Annotated in this window: 15 protein-coding genes; 9 read left to right on the top strand and 6 right to left on the bottom strand. The window is 67.8% G+C overall.

What is annotated here, in order from left to right:
* Positions 1-139 precede the first annotated feature (139 nt).
* Entirely contained in the window at positions 140-1,405 is a 1,266-nt protein-coding gene (locus tag ACQP1K_RS28560; RefSeq protein WP_433498773.1) for an adenosylmethionine--8-amino-7-oxononanoate transaminase, read from the bottom strand.
* A gap of 155 nt (positions 1,406-1,560) precedes the next feature.
* Positions 1,561-2,859, bottom strand: coding sequence for an MFS transporter (locus ACQP1K_RS28555; RefSeq protein WP_433498772.1), 1,299 nt, complete (start codon positions 2,857-2,859; stop codon positions 1,561-1,563).
* Positions 2,860-2,994: 135 nt separating this feature from the next.
* Here ACQP1K_RS28555 and idi point away from each other — a divergent pair, with 135 nt between their 5' ends.
* Positions 2,995-3,579, top strand: a complete 585-nt coding sequence (idi, locus tag ACQP1K_RS28550; protein WP_433498771.1) for an isopentenyl-diphosphate Delta-isomerase — start codon at positions 2,995-2,997, stop codon at positions 3,577-3,579.
* Positions 3,580-3,681: 102 nt separating this feature from the next.
* Here the strand turns inward: idi and ACQP1K_RS28545 are convergent, their stop codons facing one another.
* Together ACQP1K_RS28545 and ACQP1K_RS28540 are read right to left on the bottom strand one after the other, a co-directional pair.
* Positions 3,682-4,761: an inositol-3-phosphate synthase gene (locus ACQP1K_RS28545; protein WP_433498770.1), complete on the bottom strand. Its 1,080-nt coding sequence runs from the start codon at positions 4,759-4,761 to the stop codon at positions 3,682-3,684.
* Positions 4,762-4,778: 17 nt separating this feature from the next.
* Positions 4,779-5,498 (bottom strand): helix-turn-helix transcriptional regulator, encoded by a 720-nt coding sequence (locus ACQP1K_RS28540; protein ID WP_433498769.1) that lies wholly within the window; start codon positions 5,496-5,498, stop codon positions 4,779-4,781.
* Positions 5,499-6,636: 1,138 nt separating this feature from the next.
* Here ACQP1K_RS28540 and ACQP1K_RS28535 point away from each other — a divergent pair.
* The 3 genes from ACQP1K_RS28535 (at position 6,637) to ACQP1K_RS28525 (ending at position 11,934) form a co-directional block, all read left to right on the top strand.
* Positions 6,637-9,108 carry a transglycosylase domain-containing protein gene (locus tag ACQP1K_RS28535; protein ID WP_433498768.1) on the top strand — a complete coding sequence of 824 codons (2,472 nt, stop codon included), beginning with the start codon at positions 6,637-6,639 and terminating at the stop codon, positions 9,106-9,108.
* Positions 9,109-9,250: 142 nt separating this feature from the next.
* Positions 9,251-10,600: a glycosyltransferase family 87 protein gene (locus tag ACQP1K_RS28530; protein WP_433498767.1), complete on the top strand. Its 1,350-nt coding sequence runs from the start codon at positions 9,251-9,253 to the stop codon at positions 10,598-10,600.
* Between the two features lie 125 nt (positions 10,601-10,725).
* On the top strand, positions 10,726-11,934 hold the full coding sequence (locus ACQP1K_RS28525) for a glycosyltransferase 87 family protein (protein WP_433498766.1): 1,209 nt from the start codon (positions 10,726-10,728) through the stop codon (positions 11,932-11,934).
* Between the two features lie 351 nt (positions 11,935-12,285).
* On the opposite strand, the gene ACQP1K_RS28520 is transcribed toward ACQP1K_RS28525, so the two are convergent.
* Entirely contained in the window at positions 12,286-13,074 is a 789-nt protein-coding gene (locus tag ACQP1K_RS28520) for a deoxyribonuclease IV (protein WP_433498765.1), read from the bottom strand.
* A gap of 292 nt (positions 13,075-13,366) precedes the next feature.
* Here ACQP1K_RS28520 and ACQP1K_RS28515 point away from each other — a divergent pair, with 292 nt between their 5' ends.
* On the top strand, positions 13,367-13,543 hold the full coding sequence (locus tag ACQP1K_RS28515) for a hypothetical protein (RefSeq protein WP_162842202.1): 177 nt from the start codon (positions 13,367-13,369) through the stop codon (positions 13,541-13,543).
* Positions 13,544-13,586: 43 nt separating this feature from the next.
* Here ACQP1K_RS28515 and ACQP1K_RS28510 read toward each other — a convergent pair whose 3' ends face one another.
* Complete coding sequence (locus ACQP1K_RS28510) at positions 13,587-13,904, bottom strand: hypothetical protein (RefSeq protein ID WP_433498764.1); 318 nt, start codon at positions 13,902-13,904, stop codon at positions 13,587-13,589.
* Between the two features lie 200 nt (positions 13,905-14,104).
* On the opposite strand from ACQP1K_RS28510, the gene rpsF reads away from it, so the two are divergent.
* The 4 genes from rpsF to rplI all read left to right on the top strand — a co-directional run bounded on the left by rpsF (position 14,105) and on the right by rplI (position 15,819).
* Positions 14,105-14,395 (top strand): 30S ribosomal protein S6, encoded by a 291-nt coding sequence (rpsF, locus tag ACQP1K_RS28505; RefSeq protein ID WP_055480340.1) that lies wholly within the window; start codon positions 14,105-14,107, stop codon positions 14,393-14,395.
* Positions 14,396-14,488: 93 nt separating this feature from the next.
* Entirely contained in the window at positions 14,489-15,034 is a 546-nt protein-coding gene (locus ACQP1K_RS28500) for a single-stranded DNA-binding protein (protein ID WP_433498763.1), read from the top strand.
* Positions 15,035-15,118: 84 nt separating this feature from the next.
* On the top strand, positions 15,119-15,355 hold the full coding sequence (rpsR, locus tag ACQP1K_RS28495) for a 30S ribosomal protein S18 (RefSeq protein WP_055480338.1): 237 nt from the start codon (positions 15,119-15,121) through the stop codon (positions 15,353-15,355).
* A 17-nt stretch (positions 15,356-15,372) separates the two neighbouring features.
* Positions 15,373-15,819, top strand: a complete 447-nt coding sequence (rplI, locus tag ACQP1K_RS28490) for a 50S ribosomal protein L9 (protein WP_433498762.1) — start codon at positions 15,373-15,375, stop codon at positions 15,817-15,819.
* Positions 15,820-15,918: the final 99 nt, after the last annotated feature.

Raw genomic sequence — 15,918 nt, 5'->3', positions numbered from 1 at the left:
TGGTGATCTTGCAGTTGAGATGGAAGTGCAAGATCACCGAAATGAACGTGCCAGGTCAAAGGCCGTGTGTGCGAGAAACTGCAAGATCACGGAACGGGAAATGCCTGGTCGGCGGGTGGGCTTGCAAGTAATTACAAGATCACGCCATGGGGGTGGGGGTGGCTGTTGTGGCGGCGGCGACCATGGCGTGGGTGATGGCCGCGATGTCGTCGGGGGTGCAGGCGTAGGGCGGCATCGTGTAGATGAGGCGGCCGAACGGCCGGAGCCACACGCCGTGGCTCATCACGATGTCCTGAATTTTCGCGATATCGAGGGGGCCGACCATCTCGATCACCCCGATCGCGCCGAGGACCCGGACGTCCCGTACCCCGGGATGTCCGGCCGCCGGCGCCAGGCCGTCGATCAGCCCGGCCTCGATCCACTTGACCTCCTCCCGCCAGGGACGCTCGGCCAGCAGGTCGAGCGAGGCGCCCGCGACCGCCGCGGCGAGCGGGTTGCCCATGAAGGTCGGCCCGTGCATCAGCACCCCGATGCCGTCGGCCACCCGCGCGGTGCACAATGTCGCGGCGAGCGTCAGGTATCCGCCGGTCAGCGCCTTGCCCAGGCACATGATGTCGGGCCTGATCCCGGCGTGGTCGCACCCGAACAGCTCGCCCGTGCGGCCGAAGCCGGTCGCGATCTCGTCGGCGATCAGCAGGATGCCGTGCTCGTCGGCCAGCTCGCGCAGCCGGCGCAGACAGGCCGGGTGATAGAAGCGCATGCCTCCCGCGCCCTGGACGATCGGCTCCACGATGATCGCTGCCAGCTCGTCCGCGTGCGCCCCCACCAGTGCGGACAGCTCCGCCAGGTAGGCCTCCTCGTATCCGGCGGGCGGGACGGGCCCGAAGACATGGCTCGGCAGCACGCCGGAGAACAGATGGTGCATGCCGCTCACCGGGTCGCAGACCGACATCGCGCCGAACGTGTCGCCGTGATAGCCGCCCCTGACCGTGAACAGCCTGGTCCGACCGGGACGGCCGGTGGCCGCCGCGTACTGCAGGGCCATCTTGATCGCGACCTCGACGGCCACCGAGCCCGAGTCGGCCAGGAAGACACGGTCCAGCCCGGTCAGCTCGGTGAGCGTACGCGCGAGCCGTACGGCCGGCTCGTGGGTGAGCCCGCCGAACATGACATGGGCCATGTCGTCGAGCTGGTCGCGGATCGCCTGGTTCAGCCTCGGGTGGTCGTACCCGTGGATGGCCGCCCACCACGACGACATGCCGTCGACGAGCTCCCGGCCGTCGGCGAGCGTGAGCCGTACGCCATGGGCGCCGCGCACCGCGTGGACCGGCACGCCGGACGGCACCGCCGCGTAGGGATGCCAGACGTGCTCGCGGTCCAGTCGCAGGATGTCCTCAGCTTTCACGGCATCACCCTAGCCAGGAGGGGGAGCGGACCCCGGTGACGCGGACGCCGTACGCATCACCGGGTCTGATCCGCCGAGCGCACAGCTCACGTCCGTGCTTCCCCGAGCGAGCGCGAGCCGTACGCGCGGGTTCGGGGGAGGATGTTCTACGGCGGTCAGTCGGTGACGACGGCGGGTGTGCGGGTGGCGGCCGAGGGGAGGATCAGCCGGTACGCCAGGACGCCGAGGAGATAGGTCATGCTGATCACCGAGAGGGCCAGGAAGGACTTGCCGTCGGGCGGCAGCATCGTGGCGGCCAGCGCGGCGCCCAGGACGGTCGAGACGTTGAACAGCATGTCGTAGATGGAGAAGGTCCGGCCGAGGAAGTGGTCGTCGACCTCCCGCTGCACCACGGTGTCGGCGCAGATCTTCACGCTCTGCCCGGTGACGCCCAGCAGTAGGCCGGCGACGACGAACGCCCACTCGTGAAAGGTCGCGCACAGCAGGAGCTCCAGCACGCCGGAGACGGTGAGCATGGCCGGGATCCACATCTCGATCCGGAACCGCTCGGTCGCCCACGGCGTGATGAGCACCGCGAGGAAGATGCCGACGCCCGTCGCGCCCCCGACCAGCGTGATGCCCTCCAGCGCGGCGTCCACGTCGGTCGTGAAGTAGTAGCGGTACAGCATGACCACCATGGCCAGCGATATCCCGAACAGGAGCCGGTGGGCGGCCATGGCGCTGAGAGCGGCCGCCGCCCGGCGGCGCCGGCCGAGATGCCGGGCGCCCTCCACCAGGCCGCGCAGCACGATCCGTACGGCTTCGCCGGCCGGGGGACGACCCGGGTCGTACGGCGGCCCGAGCAGGGAACGCTCCATCGTCGTGGCGATGATCGCGCTCAGCCCGAAGGACAGGCCGGAGATGGCGAGCAGTGTCGCGGTGCCTCCGTGTCCCGAGCCGAAGACCAGGCGGAGCACGAAGGCCGCGCCCATGCCCACGGCGGTGAGGACCGTACCCGATGTGGGCGTGATGGCGTTGGCCAGGACGAGCCGGTCCCGCGGCACGACATGGGGCAGCGACGCCCCGAGCGCGGAGAGGAAGAACCGGTTGACGGCGAGCACGGCGAGCGAGGCCCCGTAGAAGACCGCGTCCGGCACGTCCAGGGCGACCAGACCCGCCGTCACCAGCAGCAGCGTCCCGCGCACGAGCGGCGCGACGACCAGGATCTGCCGCCGCGACCAGCGGTCGATCAGGACCCCGACGAAGGGGCCGAACACGCTGTACGGCAGCAGCAGCACGGCCATGGCCACCGCGACCTCGGCTGCCGTGGCCTGCTTCTCCGGAGTGAAGAACGCGTAGCCCGCCACGGCGAACTGGAAGATTCCGTCCGAGAACTGCGATACGAGACGGGTGCCGAAAAGCCGGCGGAAGTCCCGGCCCTCCAGGAGGACGCGCAGGTCAGAGACGAAGGACACGCATACAGCCTACGCGGGCGATCAGGAGACGGATATCGGGATCATCCCTGACAGATCCCTGAGTCGGCGGCGTAAGGAACGTGCCGCTCACTCATTCGCCTGGGTTCTATTGACATGATCACGTAGTCTCGGAGCGTGACCACCGATGAACATGTCGTGCTCCTCGACGATGGCGGCAACCCGATCGGCACCGCTTCCAAGTGGACGATCCACGGCGCCGAGACTCCGCTCCACCTCGCGTTCTCCAGCTACGTCTTCGACTTCGACGGGCAGGTTCTGCTGACCCGGCGCGCCGGACACAAGCTCACCTGGCCGGACCAGTGGACCAACAGCTGCTGCGGGCATCCGCTGCCGGGCGAATCGGCTCCGTCGGCGGTACGGCGCAGGCTCGACTACGAGTTGGGGCTGCGGGCGGACTCCGTCGATCTGCTGCTGCCGCGTTTCGCCTACCGGGCCGTGATGGACAACGGGATCGTGGAGAACGAGATGTGTCCCGTCTTCCGTGTCCTCGTCTCCACGGACGCCACGCCCAATCCGGAGGAGGTCGGCGCGGTCCGCTGGCTGCCCTGGAAGCAGTACGTCGACCAGGTCATGAGTGGAGAGATCCCCATCTCTCCGTGGGCCGGGAAGCAGATGCCGCAGCTCGTCTCGCTCGGGCCGGACCCGCTGGCCTGGCCGGTGGCCGATCCGGCCGATCTGCCGCCGGCCGCTCGCCCATGACGGCGGGCTCGCCGTACGGATTCCTCGGACGGATCCTCCTTGAGGATCCTCCGTACAGCACAGAAACGCCCCGGCTCGGGCTGAGCCGGGGCATCGTACGACCTAACGCTCGACCTCACCGCGGATGAACTTCTCGACCGCGTCGCGGGCGTCGTCGTCGGAGTACTGCTCCGGCGGCGACTTCATGAAGTAGGACGAGGGTGACAGCAGCGGCCCGCCGATCCCCCGATCCAGGGCGATCTTGGCGGCGCGCACCGCGTCGATGATGATGCCGGCGGAGTTGGGCGAGTCCCAGACCTCCAGCTTGTACTCCAGGTTCAGCGGCGTGTCACCGAAGGAGCGGCCCTCCAGGCGGACGTAGGCCCACTTGCGGTCGTCCAGCCACGGCACGTGGTCCGACGGGCCGATGTGCACATCGGCCTTGGCCATCTCGTGCGGGATCTGGGAGGTGACCGACTGCGTCTTGGAGATCTTCTTCGACTGCAGGCGGGTCCGCTCCAGCATGTTCATGAAGTCCATGTTGCCGCCGAAGTTGAGCTGGTAGGTGCGCAGCAGCTCGACCCCGCGGTCCTCGAACAGCTTGGCCATCACGCGGTGGGTGATGGTCGCGCCGACCTGCGACTTGATGTCGTCGCCCACGATCGGCACACCGGCCTCGGTGAACTTGGCCGCCCACTTCGGGTCGGTGGCGATGAAGACGGGCAGCGCGTTGACGAACGCCACCTTCGCGTCGATCGCGCACTGGGCGTAGAACCGGTCGGCCTCCTCGGACCCCACCGGCAGGTAGGAGACCAGGACGTCCACCCGGGCGTCCTTGAGCGCCTGGACGACGTCCACGGGCTTTTCGTCGGACTCCTCGATGATCTCCCGGTAGTACTCGCCCAGCCCGTCGAAGGTGGGCCCGCGCTGTACGGTCACGCCGAGCGGCGGCACGTCGCATATCTTGATCGTGTTGTTCTCGGAGGCGACGATCGCCTCGGACAGATCCCGGCCGACCTTCTTGGCGTCCACATCGAAGGCGGCGACGAACTCGACGTCACCGACGTGGTAATCACCGAAGCGCACGTGCATCAGGCCCGGCACTCGGCTGTCCGGATCCGCGTCCCTGTAGTAGTGGACACCCTGTACCAGCGATGCGGCGCAGTTTCCCACGCCCACGATGGCTACGCGCACCGAACCCATGGCACCCGCTCCTTTACCTATTCATCAGCCTCGGGCGAGTCCGCCCTCTGATCTCTTTCCTGTACGGCTCGCCCCGGAGCCGCCGCCTGAGGGGGCGTCACGCCGGCTTCGTCCGCGTCGTCGGTCTCGGTCGGCCCGGCCGGAGTGGCGGAGCCCGTCGATTCCGCCGCCGCTGACAGGGCCGTACTGCTCCGCCGCTCCGAGTCGATGAGCTCGTTGAGCCAGCGGACCTCCCGCTCGACCGACTCCAGTCCGTGGCGCTGCAGCTCGAGGGTGTAGCGGTCGAGCCGCTCCCTCGTGCGTGCCAGAGCCGTACGGACGCGCTCGAGTCGTTCCTCCAGGCGGCTGCGGCGGCCCTCGAGAATGCGCAGCCGGACCTCCGCCTCGGCGTGCCGGAAGAAGGCGAAGTGGATGCCGAAGCTCTCGTCCTCCCAGGCGGACGGACCCGCCTGGGTGAGCAGTTCGTGCAGCCGCTCCTTGCCCTCCGCCGTCAGCTTGTAGACGATCTTCGACCGGCGGCCGAGGACCGTGTCCTCCGGAGGCTCCTCCTCCGCGATGAGGCCGTCGCCCAGCAGACTGCGTAGACACGGGTACAGGGACCCGTAGGAGAACGCACGGAACATCCCGAGCAGGGTGTTGAGCCGTTTACGCAGTTCATACCCGTGCAGCGGGGTTTCGTGCAGCGATCCCAGGACGGCGAGCTCGAGAAGAGCGCTTCGAGACCCGGAGTCCGTCACTGGAACCACCCCCTATGTCCGATCGATGTATCGAGCCGATACATCGGCAGAATACGTCGGCGCGCTATAGAGCGCAACGTGTCAACGATTGGGCAAGGTTTGGCAAATCGCCGTAATCTGGCCACTTGTGGGGAACCAGTGGCCGGCCGGACAGGCCGGGCGGGATTGGCCGGTGGGGCTCGCCGAAACCGGCGGCCTGACGGCCGCTCCCGTCGAACTTCACCGCGGCCACGACCACGACCACAGTCGTCTGCCCGTGTCGTCCCGTCTCCAACGTGAGCAAATTCACATTGACGTAACGGGACGAATCGCCGCAGCTGGCCGACCAGGTCACCGCCGTGACGGCCCGTGTCCCCGGTGCCGGAAAGTACGGCGAATCCCAGGTCCCCGTGCCGGAGGTCTGCCATGGTTGTTACGGAACCACCTGGCGGTCTCGTTCGTCCTCTCCGGCAGCCGATCCCCAGGCTCCTCGCTGCAGGGCGATCCCCCTTCAGGAGGAACCTTGCCCGGCCCTCGGCCGACGTCGACGAATTCCCTTGAGACCTAACGAGGACGCGTGACTAACAGCAGCTATGGACCGGAGCCGACCGGCCGCCCCGAGGATCCCTCGGGCCCCGGCGGATCGCCCCGCCCTGGGCGCCGCCGTCGCACGCCCCGGGAATCCGGCGAGTACGGAGAACCCTACCCGGGACGTGGCCGAGACCCTCTGCCCTCCCACCCTCAGCAGCCGCGCCATCCCCAGCAGCCGCCGAACCCTCAGGCGGCCGGGCAACCGACGGCCCGCCACCCGCGCCCCGCTGTGAATCCGCAGGGCCCGCCCCGGCCCCAGGCCGCGCCACCCCAGGCCGGGCAGCGTGCCGCACAGCCCGGTCCGCGTTCCCAGCAGGCGCCCGGCGGCCGTCGCATGGACGCGGCATTTGAGGACACGGCCGCCATGAACGCCGTCCCGCAGCCGCCACCGCGGGGTCAGCAGGGCCAGCAGGGCCAGCAGGGCCCCGGACGGCGGCCCGGCCCGGGTGGTGAGCACGGCAGGCCGGGGAACGGTCCCGGTGGGCCGGGTCGTCGCGGTGCCTCTCCCGGTCCCGGCGAGTTCGGCGGCGATGAGCAGACCCGGATTTCCCGGGAAGGACCGTTGGGGATGCCTCCCGGCGGTCCCAGGCGGGAACCGGGGGCACAGGAGACCGAGATCATGTCGTCCGGCGGGCGGCGGCGCAGGCCCGTCCCCGGACGCGGTGCCCCGGGCGGCCCCGGCGGCCCGAACGGCCCAGGCGGTCCCGGTGGGCGCGGTCCCGGTGGTCCCGAGGACTTCGACGATGACGACGGGCCGCGCCGGGCCGGCTGGAAACGCTTCGTCCCGAGCTGGAAGATCGTGTTGGCGAGCTGTGCCGTGCTCACCGCCGGCGTGTTCGGAATGATCATGGTCGGCTACATGAACACCGATCTGCCGTCCGAGCGGGACGCGCAGGAGAGCGCGACGGCCCAGGGAAGCGTCTTCTACTACCGGGACGGCTCGGCGATCGCCCGGCTCGGCACCGCGCGGATCAGGGTCTCGCTCGACCAGGTGCCCGAGCACGTGCGGGATGCGGTGGTCGCCGCGGAGAACCGCAGCTTCTATGAGGACTCCGGCATCGACCTGAGCGCCATCGGCCGGTCGGTGTGGATGACGGTCACCGGCCAGCAGACCCAGGGTGCCTCGACCATCACCCAGCAGATGGCCCGCAACTACTTCGACACGCTGAGCCGGGACGTGACGATCAAGCGGAAGGTCACGGAGATCTTCATCTCGGTGAAGCTCGACAAGGAGTGGTCCAAGGACAAGGTCCTCGAGTACTACCTGAACACGGTGCCCTTCGGCCGCAACACCTACGGCATCGAGGCCGCCGCGCGGGAGTTCTTCGGAAAGAAGACCAAGGACCTCACCCCGGCTCAGGGTGCCTATCTGGCCGGTCGCATCCAGCAGCCCGGCAACTTCGACCTCGCGGAGAGCAAGAAGAACTTCGCTCCCACCCAGGAACGGTTCACCTACGTCGTCAAGGGCATGGCCGAGATGACCGGCGAGGACGGCAAGCCCAAATATCCGGACATCACCCAGGCCAAGTTCCCCAAGCCCCGACCGAAGCAGGTGTCCCAGGCCTTCGGTGGGCTCAAGGGCTACATGCTCCAAGTCGCTCTTCGCGAACTGCAGGCTCGGGGCATCGAGCGCGACGACATCGAAACCGGCGGCTACAAGATCTACACCACGTTCGACAAGAGGCTCATGAAGGAGGCCCAGAAGGCCGTCAAGGGCGTCACGTCGAACATGTCCCGGGAATACCACACGGGTCTTGCGTCGGTGGACCCGAAGACCGGTCAGGTCCACGCGTTCTACGGCGGGGATGACTACACGAAGGACTTCTTGAACGAGCCGTTCGATGCCAGGAAACAGGCGGCGTCGGCGTTCAAGCCCTATGTTCTGGCGGCCTGGCTGGAGGCGGGCTACAGCCTCAACAGCCTGGTTCCCGGCAGCAAGACGGTGCCGGAGAAGCTCCCGGGCACCACACCCATCACCAACGGCCACGCCGTGCCCCCGGCGATCGATGTCATTTATGCCACCGCTCACTCGATCAACACGGCCTACGCCTCGATGGCGTTCGCGCTGCCGGGTCAGCTGGACGACCTGCGAGCCCTCGCCGAAGCCGCGGGCATCAGCAAGAAGGCCCTCGAAGACGACAAGAACGGTGTCAACGGTGAGGACGGCCACGGCTACCAGCTCGCGATCGGCAGCGTCGGTGTCACGCCCGTCGAACAGGCCGCCGGCTACTCGATCTTCGCCAACCAGGGCAAGCACATCGACTACCACGTGATCAGAGAAGTCAAGCAGGGCAAGACGGTCGTCCTCACGGAGAAGAAGGACGTCAAACAGGTCATCTCACCGGACGCCGCTGCTGATGCGACCGTCGCGCTGGAGGCGGTGATCAAGGGGGGTACGGCGTCGAGCACAGGCCAGATCGGTCGACCCGCGGCCGGTAAGACCGGAACCAACAACGATGAGAAGGAGGCGTGGTTCGTCGGCTTCACTCCCCAACTGTCCACAGCGGTGGGCATGTACCGGGAGCAGTGTCTTACTAAGAGCGGCAAGGTCGTACAGCCCCTTTCCAACGGGACGTGTCCAGAGACTCCCAACAACAAGCCCAGTAAGAAGTACAACGCCGAGAACCCTTACTCCCGAGCTCACGAGAGGTCGCTGGGATTCGAGGGCGCGGGCCCGCCGACCACCATTTGGCGCAACTTCATGATCGCGGCTCATGAGGGCAAGCCGGTCGAGCAGTTCCCGCCGAAGGCGGGGATCGGCATGCCGGAGAACATCGCGCCGAGCCCGTCGCCGTCGCCGAGTCCCACACAGAACGAGGAGGCTCCGCCGATCTTCCCGGACGACGAGCTGCCGTTCCAACCCGATGACGTCGGCTGCCCGCCCGGCGACCTGTCGTGCAGCGACGACGGCGGCCTCGACCTGCAGAGCGGTCCGGGCGATTCCGGAGGCGACGACCAACCGCTCGGCAACGGCTCCCCCGCCTCGCTCCCGGTCACGACCCCGGCCGCGGCGGACAACCGGAGAGTCGGCACGCGGTAAGCGGTAACGCCGGTCGAACGTCGAGGGGCCCACGGAACACCCGCCGTGGGCCCCTTCGCATTGCCTGTCGAAGGGACTGCCTACAACGATCGTTGACAGCGAAGGTCGCCAAGTGACGGTAATTGATGGTGCAATACCGACCATGACCACCCGGACCTCGCCCCCCTCCGGCCCGCTGCCCGGACTCGCCGCGCGGGCGGTGCCGTACCTGCCTCTCGGGCTTCTCGCAGGGCTCGGCGCCATACTCGCGTACCTGTGGAAGTGGCCCTGCCGGTTCGACGGCGTCTGGAACGGCGGAGCCGGGCAGTTCACCCATTACTGCTACACGGACATCTATCCGCTGTTCTGGGCAGAGCACCTCAACGAGGGAAAGATCCCCTATGTCGACTATCCGGTGGAGTATCCGGTCGGCATCGGGGCGATCATGGAGTTCGCGCGGCGGCTCGCCGCCGGCGACGGCGTGCGGTTCTACGACGTCACCGTGCTGCTCATGGGCCTCTCGCTGGTCGCAGGGGTGCTGCTCATGGCGGCGCTCGCCGGGTCGGTACGCCCCTGGGACGCCCTTTGGTACGCGGTCAGTCCTGCCGTCATCCTCACCGCGTACATCAACTGGGACCTGGCGGCCGGTGCGCTCGCGCTCGGCGGCCTGCTGGCCTGGGCCAGGCGGCGCCACTATCTCGCCGGAGTGCTGCTGGCGCTGGCGGTGGCGACGAAGTTCTATCCGCTGATGTTCTTCGGCGCGTTGTTCCTGCTCACAGTCCGTACGGCGAAGTGGCAGCCGTTCGTGAAAACGGCCGCGGCGGCCGCGGCCACGTGGTCGCTGGTGAACGTCCCGGTCATGATGATCAACTTCGAGGGCTGGAAGAGGTTCTACTCCTTCAGCAGCGAGCGCGGCGCCGACTGGGGCGGCCTGTGGTTCTTCTTCCAGACCAAGCAGTGGGGCGTCCTCGCCGACGCAGAGAAGCTGAACACGATGGCCATGGCCGCGCTCGCCGTACTGCTGCTGGGGGTGGCCGTGCTCGCCGTGGCCGCGCCGCGCCGTCCGCGCCTGGCGCAGCTGTGCTTCCTCGCACTCGCCGCCTTCATGATCACGAACAAGGTGTGGTCGCCGCAGTATGTGCTGTGGCTGGTGCCGTTCGCCGTGCTGGCCAGGCCGAAGTGGGGGGCGCTGGCCGCCTGGCAGATCGCCGAGTGCTGGTACTTCTTCTCGATCTGGCTCTACCTCACCGGGCGGATGCCCGAGTTCGCCGACCAGGGCATCGGCGACACGCCGTACTTCCTCGCGGTGTGGGCGAGGGCGATCACCATCGTCGTGCTGATGGCGCTCGTGGTGCGGGACATCCTCAGGCCGGAGCGTGACGCCGTACGGAAATCCGACGTGGACGACCCGTCCGGCGGCGTGTTCGACGGCGCGGAAGACCGGTTCACCCTGCGCTCACTCAGACGGACCACGGCGCCCGCCGACATGAATCTTTCAACGGATTCCCGGTAGCCTGTGGGAAATTCCCGCCGCGACGGGAACGGGACGCGGGGGCGAGACCGCTGGTGCGAAACGGGCTTTCACACGGGCTTCCAGAGGGGTGGTCGAGGGGCCGGTCACGCCGGGTTCCGTGGCCGGTGCTGAGCGTGTGGGCGCTCACCCGGACGGTGCTGTTCCTCTCCGCTACGCAGGTCATCCCGGTCGGTCACGAGACGTCCTTCGTCAACGACGTCAGGCTTTACTACGACTGGTCGCAGGTGCTGCTGGGCGGGGAGTTCCCGGCGGGGGACGAGAAGTGGCAGTATCCGCCGTTCGCCGCGCTGCCGATGCTCGCGCCGCACCTGCTCCCGTTCGGTTATCGGACCGGGTTCCATCTGATCGCCATCCTGTGCGACCTGGGCATCCTGCTGCTGCTGTGGCGGTTCTCCGTACGCCATGGGAGCAAGAGAACGGGTCTTTGGGCCTGGACCGTCGGGGCCGCATTGCTCGGGCCGCTGCTGATCTCCAGATATGACCTGATGGTCACCGTCGTCGCGGTGATGGCGCTGACGGCGTCGGCGGATCCGGCCGTACGAGGGGCGTTGATCGGGGTCGGGCTCATCATCAAGGCGTGGCCGGTCGCGCTGCTCGCCGGGCTACGGCGCTGGCGCGAGCTGCTGACCACCTCCGGGGCGATGCTCGCGATCTCGGTGGCCGGGTGCGGTGTCGCCGTGCTGGCGATGCCGCACGCGCTCGACTTCCTGACCGCGCAGCAGGAGCGCGGGCTGCAGGTCGAGTCGTTGGCGGCGACGCCGTTCGCGCTGGCCCGGGCGCTGGGCTGGTGGGACGGCTTCACCACTTATCAGCACGGCGCGATGGAGCTCGTGGGGCAGGGTGTCGGGACGGCGGAGCGGGTGAGCCTGGTCGCGACCCCGGTGGCGCTGGCGCTGCTCGCGGTGTGGTGGCTGCGCGCGGCCCCGACCGCCAGGACGTTCTACGACGCGGCGCTGACCGCCGTACTCTTCCTCGTGCTGACCAGCAGGGTTCTGTCGCCGCAGTACCTCATCTGGGTGATCGGGGTCGCGGCGGTCGTGCTGGCCGTGCCGGCGGGACGACAGGGGGCGAGCCAGCGGCCGACCGCCTGGCTCGTGCTGGTCGCTGCCCTGCTCACGGGGATCATGTACCCCTGGGTGGAGGAGGACTACAGCTGGCACGGCGACCTGCCCGGAACCCTCGTGCTGGTCGCCCGCAATCTGGTGCTCTTGGCCGCGGCGATCGTGTCGTTCACCCAGCTGTGGCGCGGCACCCGACGGCGCAGGGCGGACGCCACCACACGGGAGCGGGCTGAACTCTTACCCACTCGGTGAGCTCCGCAATCCACCAACTTCATCCACACCCTGTGGACAACCCCCCACCCCCCCACCCCCCACCCGCGTCGTGATCTTGTGATTGCTCGCACGCGGGGCCAGTGCCAGGCGCTTTACGTTGCTGATCTTGCAGTTTCTCGCAGGCGTGCTCGCTGAGCAGCGAAAACATCTTTCGTGATCTTGCACTGGCCACTGCAAGATCAGCGAATGCATGGGCCCAGGTCGGACGGTACGTCTGCAAGAATCTGCAAGATCACGAAACCGATTCCCGCAGGTCAGAGGTGAAATCTGCGAGAAAGTGCAAGATCACGGGTGGGGGTGGGGGGTGGGGGGTGGGGGGTGGGGGTGAGGTCAAAGGTTCTTGCGTAGGAAGGCGATGTCGTCGGCCTGGCCCTCGGTCGGCGTCTCGACCACGATCGGAGCCTCGGCCGCCCGGCAGACCTCGAGGATGTGCTCGGGGTCGATCTGGCCGGCCCCGATGTTGGCGTGACGGTCGGCGCCGGAGTCGAAGGCGTCCCTGGAGTCGTTGCAGTGGATGAGGTCGATCCGCCCGGTGATCGCCTTCACCCGGTCGACCAGCCCCACGAGCTCCTCGCCGCCCGCGTGGAAGTGGCAGGTGTCGAGGCAGAAACCGACGACCGAGGGGTCGGGGGCCCCCGAGGTCGCCGCGTCCCAGAGCCGGGCGATGCGGTCGAGCTTGCGCGCCATGGCGTTGCCGCCGCCCGCCGTGTTCTCGATCAGCACGGGGATCTCGCACTCGATGCGCTCGAAGACCTTGCGCCAGTTGTCGAATCCGACCTGCGGATCGTCGCCCGCGTTGACGTGCCCGCCGTGGACGATCAGCCCCTTAGCGCCGATGGAGGCGGCGGCCTTCAGATGGCCGTCGAGAAGCTTGCGGCTGGGGATCCTGATCCGGTTGTTGGCCGTCGCGACGTTGATCACGTACGGCGCGTGGATGTAGACGTCCACGTCCGAGTCGCGCAGCGCGGCGGCGGAGGCCGGGACGACCGGGCCCTTCCACCCCTGTGGGTCGCCGAGGAAGAACTGCACGACGTCGGCGTTCCTGGCGGCCGCGTGGGCCAGCGGATCGTCGGAGTCGACATGGGCGCCGATGCGCTGTGATCGCTGTGACGTCGTCACTTCTTCCCCGTTCATCTTGGAGGTTCGCCCACGGGCGTTCGACCGGTGGCGTTGAACTGAAGGTGTCCAACTGAAGGTGCTGACTGAAGGTGTTGAACTGAAGGTCCTGACTGAAGGTGCTGGACTGGTGGTTCCCGACTGGAGGCGCGCCGCTGCCCTGACCGGTCCGCCGGATCGGATTCCCTTCGGACGCCGAGCGGTTTCGCGAACGTTTCACTAAGGCACATGAGGGCAGTCGCCTGCTCACCCGCTCCGTGCCGGCGGATACGCCGATGATACTAAGGAGACGAGCGTGAGATATCGGCTGAGCAGCTTCCTGCTACTCATCTACCTCGTGGTCGGCGTCTACGTGGCGTGGGTCCACCACTACCTCACCCCGACCCTGCTCAAGCAGGTCGCACAGGCCCTCCTGGCGATCTTCCTGTGGTTCCTGATCCTTCTGGGTGTGGACCTGCACGTCGGCGGCTGACAGGACGTCGGCGGCCGACGGGCCCGGCGGCCCCGTTCCCGGGTCAGACGCCTGGAACGAAACCGCCGTGCGCGATCCCCAATGCCATCCCCACGAACGACATCACGATCCCCGCGATGATGAGGCATCGCTGGGCCGTGGTCACCGAGATGTACTGCACGTAGAAGCCGCCCCAGAACCCGATCACGCCCACCCAGGACGCGAAGACGTGGCTGTTCACGATGAATCCGGTGACGAAGGCCGCGATGCCGAGTATGAGCGTGGTGACCGCCAGGAAGTTCGTCAACGGATGCCGCGCGCCGTCCGCGTTGAGAGTCAAGCGCGGGTACGGCCGCCGGGCAGGGCGGGTGACCTGTCTCATCAGAGACACCCCCTCTTACCTTTGGGTATGGCTCACCTACCAGTGTGGGCTCAGGATGGCGTACGGCCAAGGGCTGGTAGCCTTGACAGACCGCACGTGGTATGGGTGACGGGAAGTACGAGTCACCGACCCGCGCGACGGATCCTCCTGTCACGGCAAGGCGTCGTGACCGCAAGAGTCCAGAGGAGGTTGGATTCAGCATGCGTCGTTACGAGATGATGGTCATCCTCGACCCGTCCCTCGATGAGCGCACCGTGCAGCCCTCGCTCGACCAGTTCCTGGCCGTCGTACGCAACGACGGCGGCACCGTGGAGAAGGTCGACGTGTGGGGACGCCGCCGGCTGGCCTACGACATCGCGAAGAAGTCCGAGGGCATCTACGCAGTCGTCGACCTGACCGCCGAGCCCGCCACCGTGAAGGAGCTGGACCGCCAGCTGAACCTGAACGAGGGCATCCTCCGCACGAAGGTCATGCGGCCCGAGCTCCACTGACCGGTGCCGCCGAGCCCGCCACGTTTGTCGGGCGGTGGCCGTACGCTGGGCCCTTGACGCTCAGCGCACGGGATAGGAAGGCTAAAGCGACCGATGGCAGCAGGCGATACCCAGATCACCATCGTCGGCAACCTTGTCGACGACCCCGAGCTGCGCTTCACCCCTACGGGGCAAGCCGTGGCCCGGTTCCGCATCGCATCCACTCCGCGATACCTCGACAGGCAGACCAACGAGTGGAAGGACGGCGAGGGGCTGTTCCTCACCTGCAACGTGTGGCGGCAGGCGGCGGAGAACGTCGCCGAGACGCTGCAGCGCGGCATGCGGGTCATCGTGCAGGGACGGCTGCGTCAACGGTCGTACGAGACCAAGGAAGGCGAGAAGCGCACGGTCTACGAGGTCGAGGTCGACGAGGTCGGCCCGTCGCTGCGTAACGCCACGGCGAAGGTCAACAAGACCTCCCGTCAGGGCGGCGGCTTCGGTGGCGGCCCGGCGAACGACCCCTGGGCCACCGCGACCCCCGCTCCGCAGGGCTACGGCCAGGGCGGTGGCGGCGGTGGTGGCGGCGGCTTCGGCGCTCCTCAGGGCGGCGGTGGCGGTGGCGGCTTCGGCGGCGACTTCAGCGACGAACCGCCCTTCTGATCACCGCCCTTCTCGCCTCCAGTACATCCAGATAATCCGAGCGACCATTCCCGCGTCATGCGGGGCTCTGAAAGGAGCACCACGATGGCCAAGCCGGCAGTGCGCAAGCCCAAGAAGAAGGTTTGCCTCTTCTGCCATGACAAGATTTCCCACGTCGACTACAAGGACACGGCGCTGCTTCGGAAGTTCATCTCCGACCGCGGCAAGATCCGTGCCCGCCGGGTGACGGGCAACTGCACCCAGCACCAGCGCGACGTGGCCACCGCCATCAAGAACGCCCGTGAGATGGCCCTGCTGCCTTACACGAGCACGGCGCGCTGAGAAAGGAGACCCAGGAAATGAAGCTGATTCTCACCACTGAGGTCTCCGGTCTCGGGGCTCCCGGCGATGTGGTCGAGGTTAAGGACGGCTACGGCCGCAACTACCTGGTCCCCCGTGGATTCGCCATCCGCTGGACCCGCGGCGCCGAGTCGCAGATCGCCTCGATAAAGAATGCGCGTGCCGCTCGCGAGATCCGTGACCTGGGTTCGGCCCAGGAGGTCGCCGGCCGGCTCGGCGGGCTCAAGGTCAGGCTCAGGACGCGCGCGGGCGAGGCGGGCCGGCTGTTCGGCTCGGTCACCACGGGCGACATCGCCGAGGCGGTCAAGGCCGCCGGCGGTCCGCAGCTCGACCGGCGCCGCATCGTGATCGAAAACGCGATCAAGAGCGTCGGCACCCACCGCATCAGCGTCCGGCTGCACCCGGAGGTCGTCGCCAACCTCGACGTCGAGGTCCTCGCCGGCTGATCTTCTCTCGGACGTGTTCGTGAACACGATCTGATCGCCACCTGGCCCCTCACCGATCCTCGGTGAGGGGCTTTCGGTATTTCGGGGTCGGCCGAGTGC

Source organism: Sphaerimonospora sp. CA-214678 (assembly GCF_050942215.1).
GTDB lineage: Bacteria > Actinomycetota > Actinomycetes > Streptosporangiales > Streptosporangiaceae > Sphaerimonospora.
The sequence above is the reverse complement of the archived record's forward strand: the minus strand, read 5'-3'. Positions and strand labels throughout refer to the sequence as shown.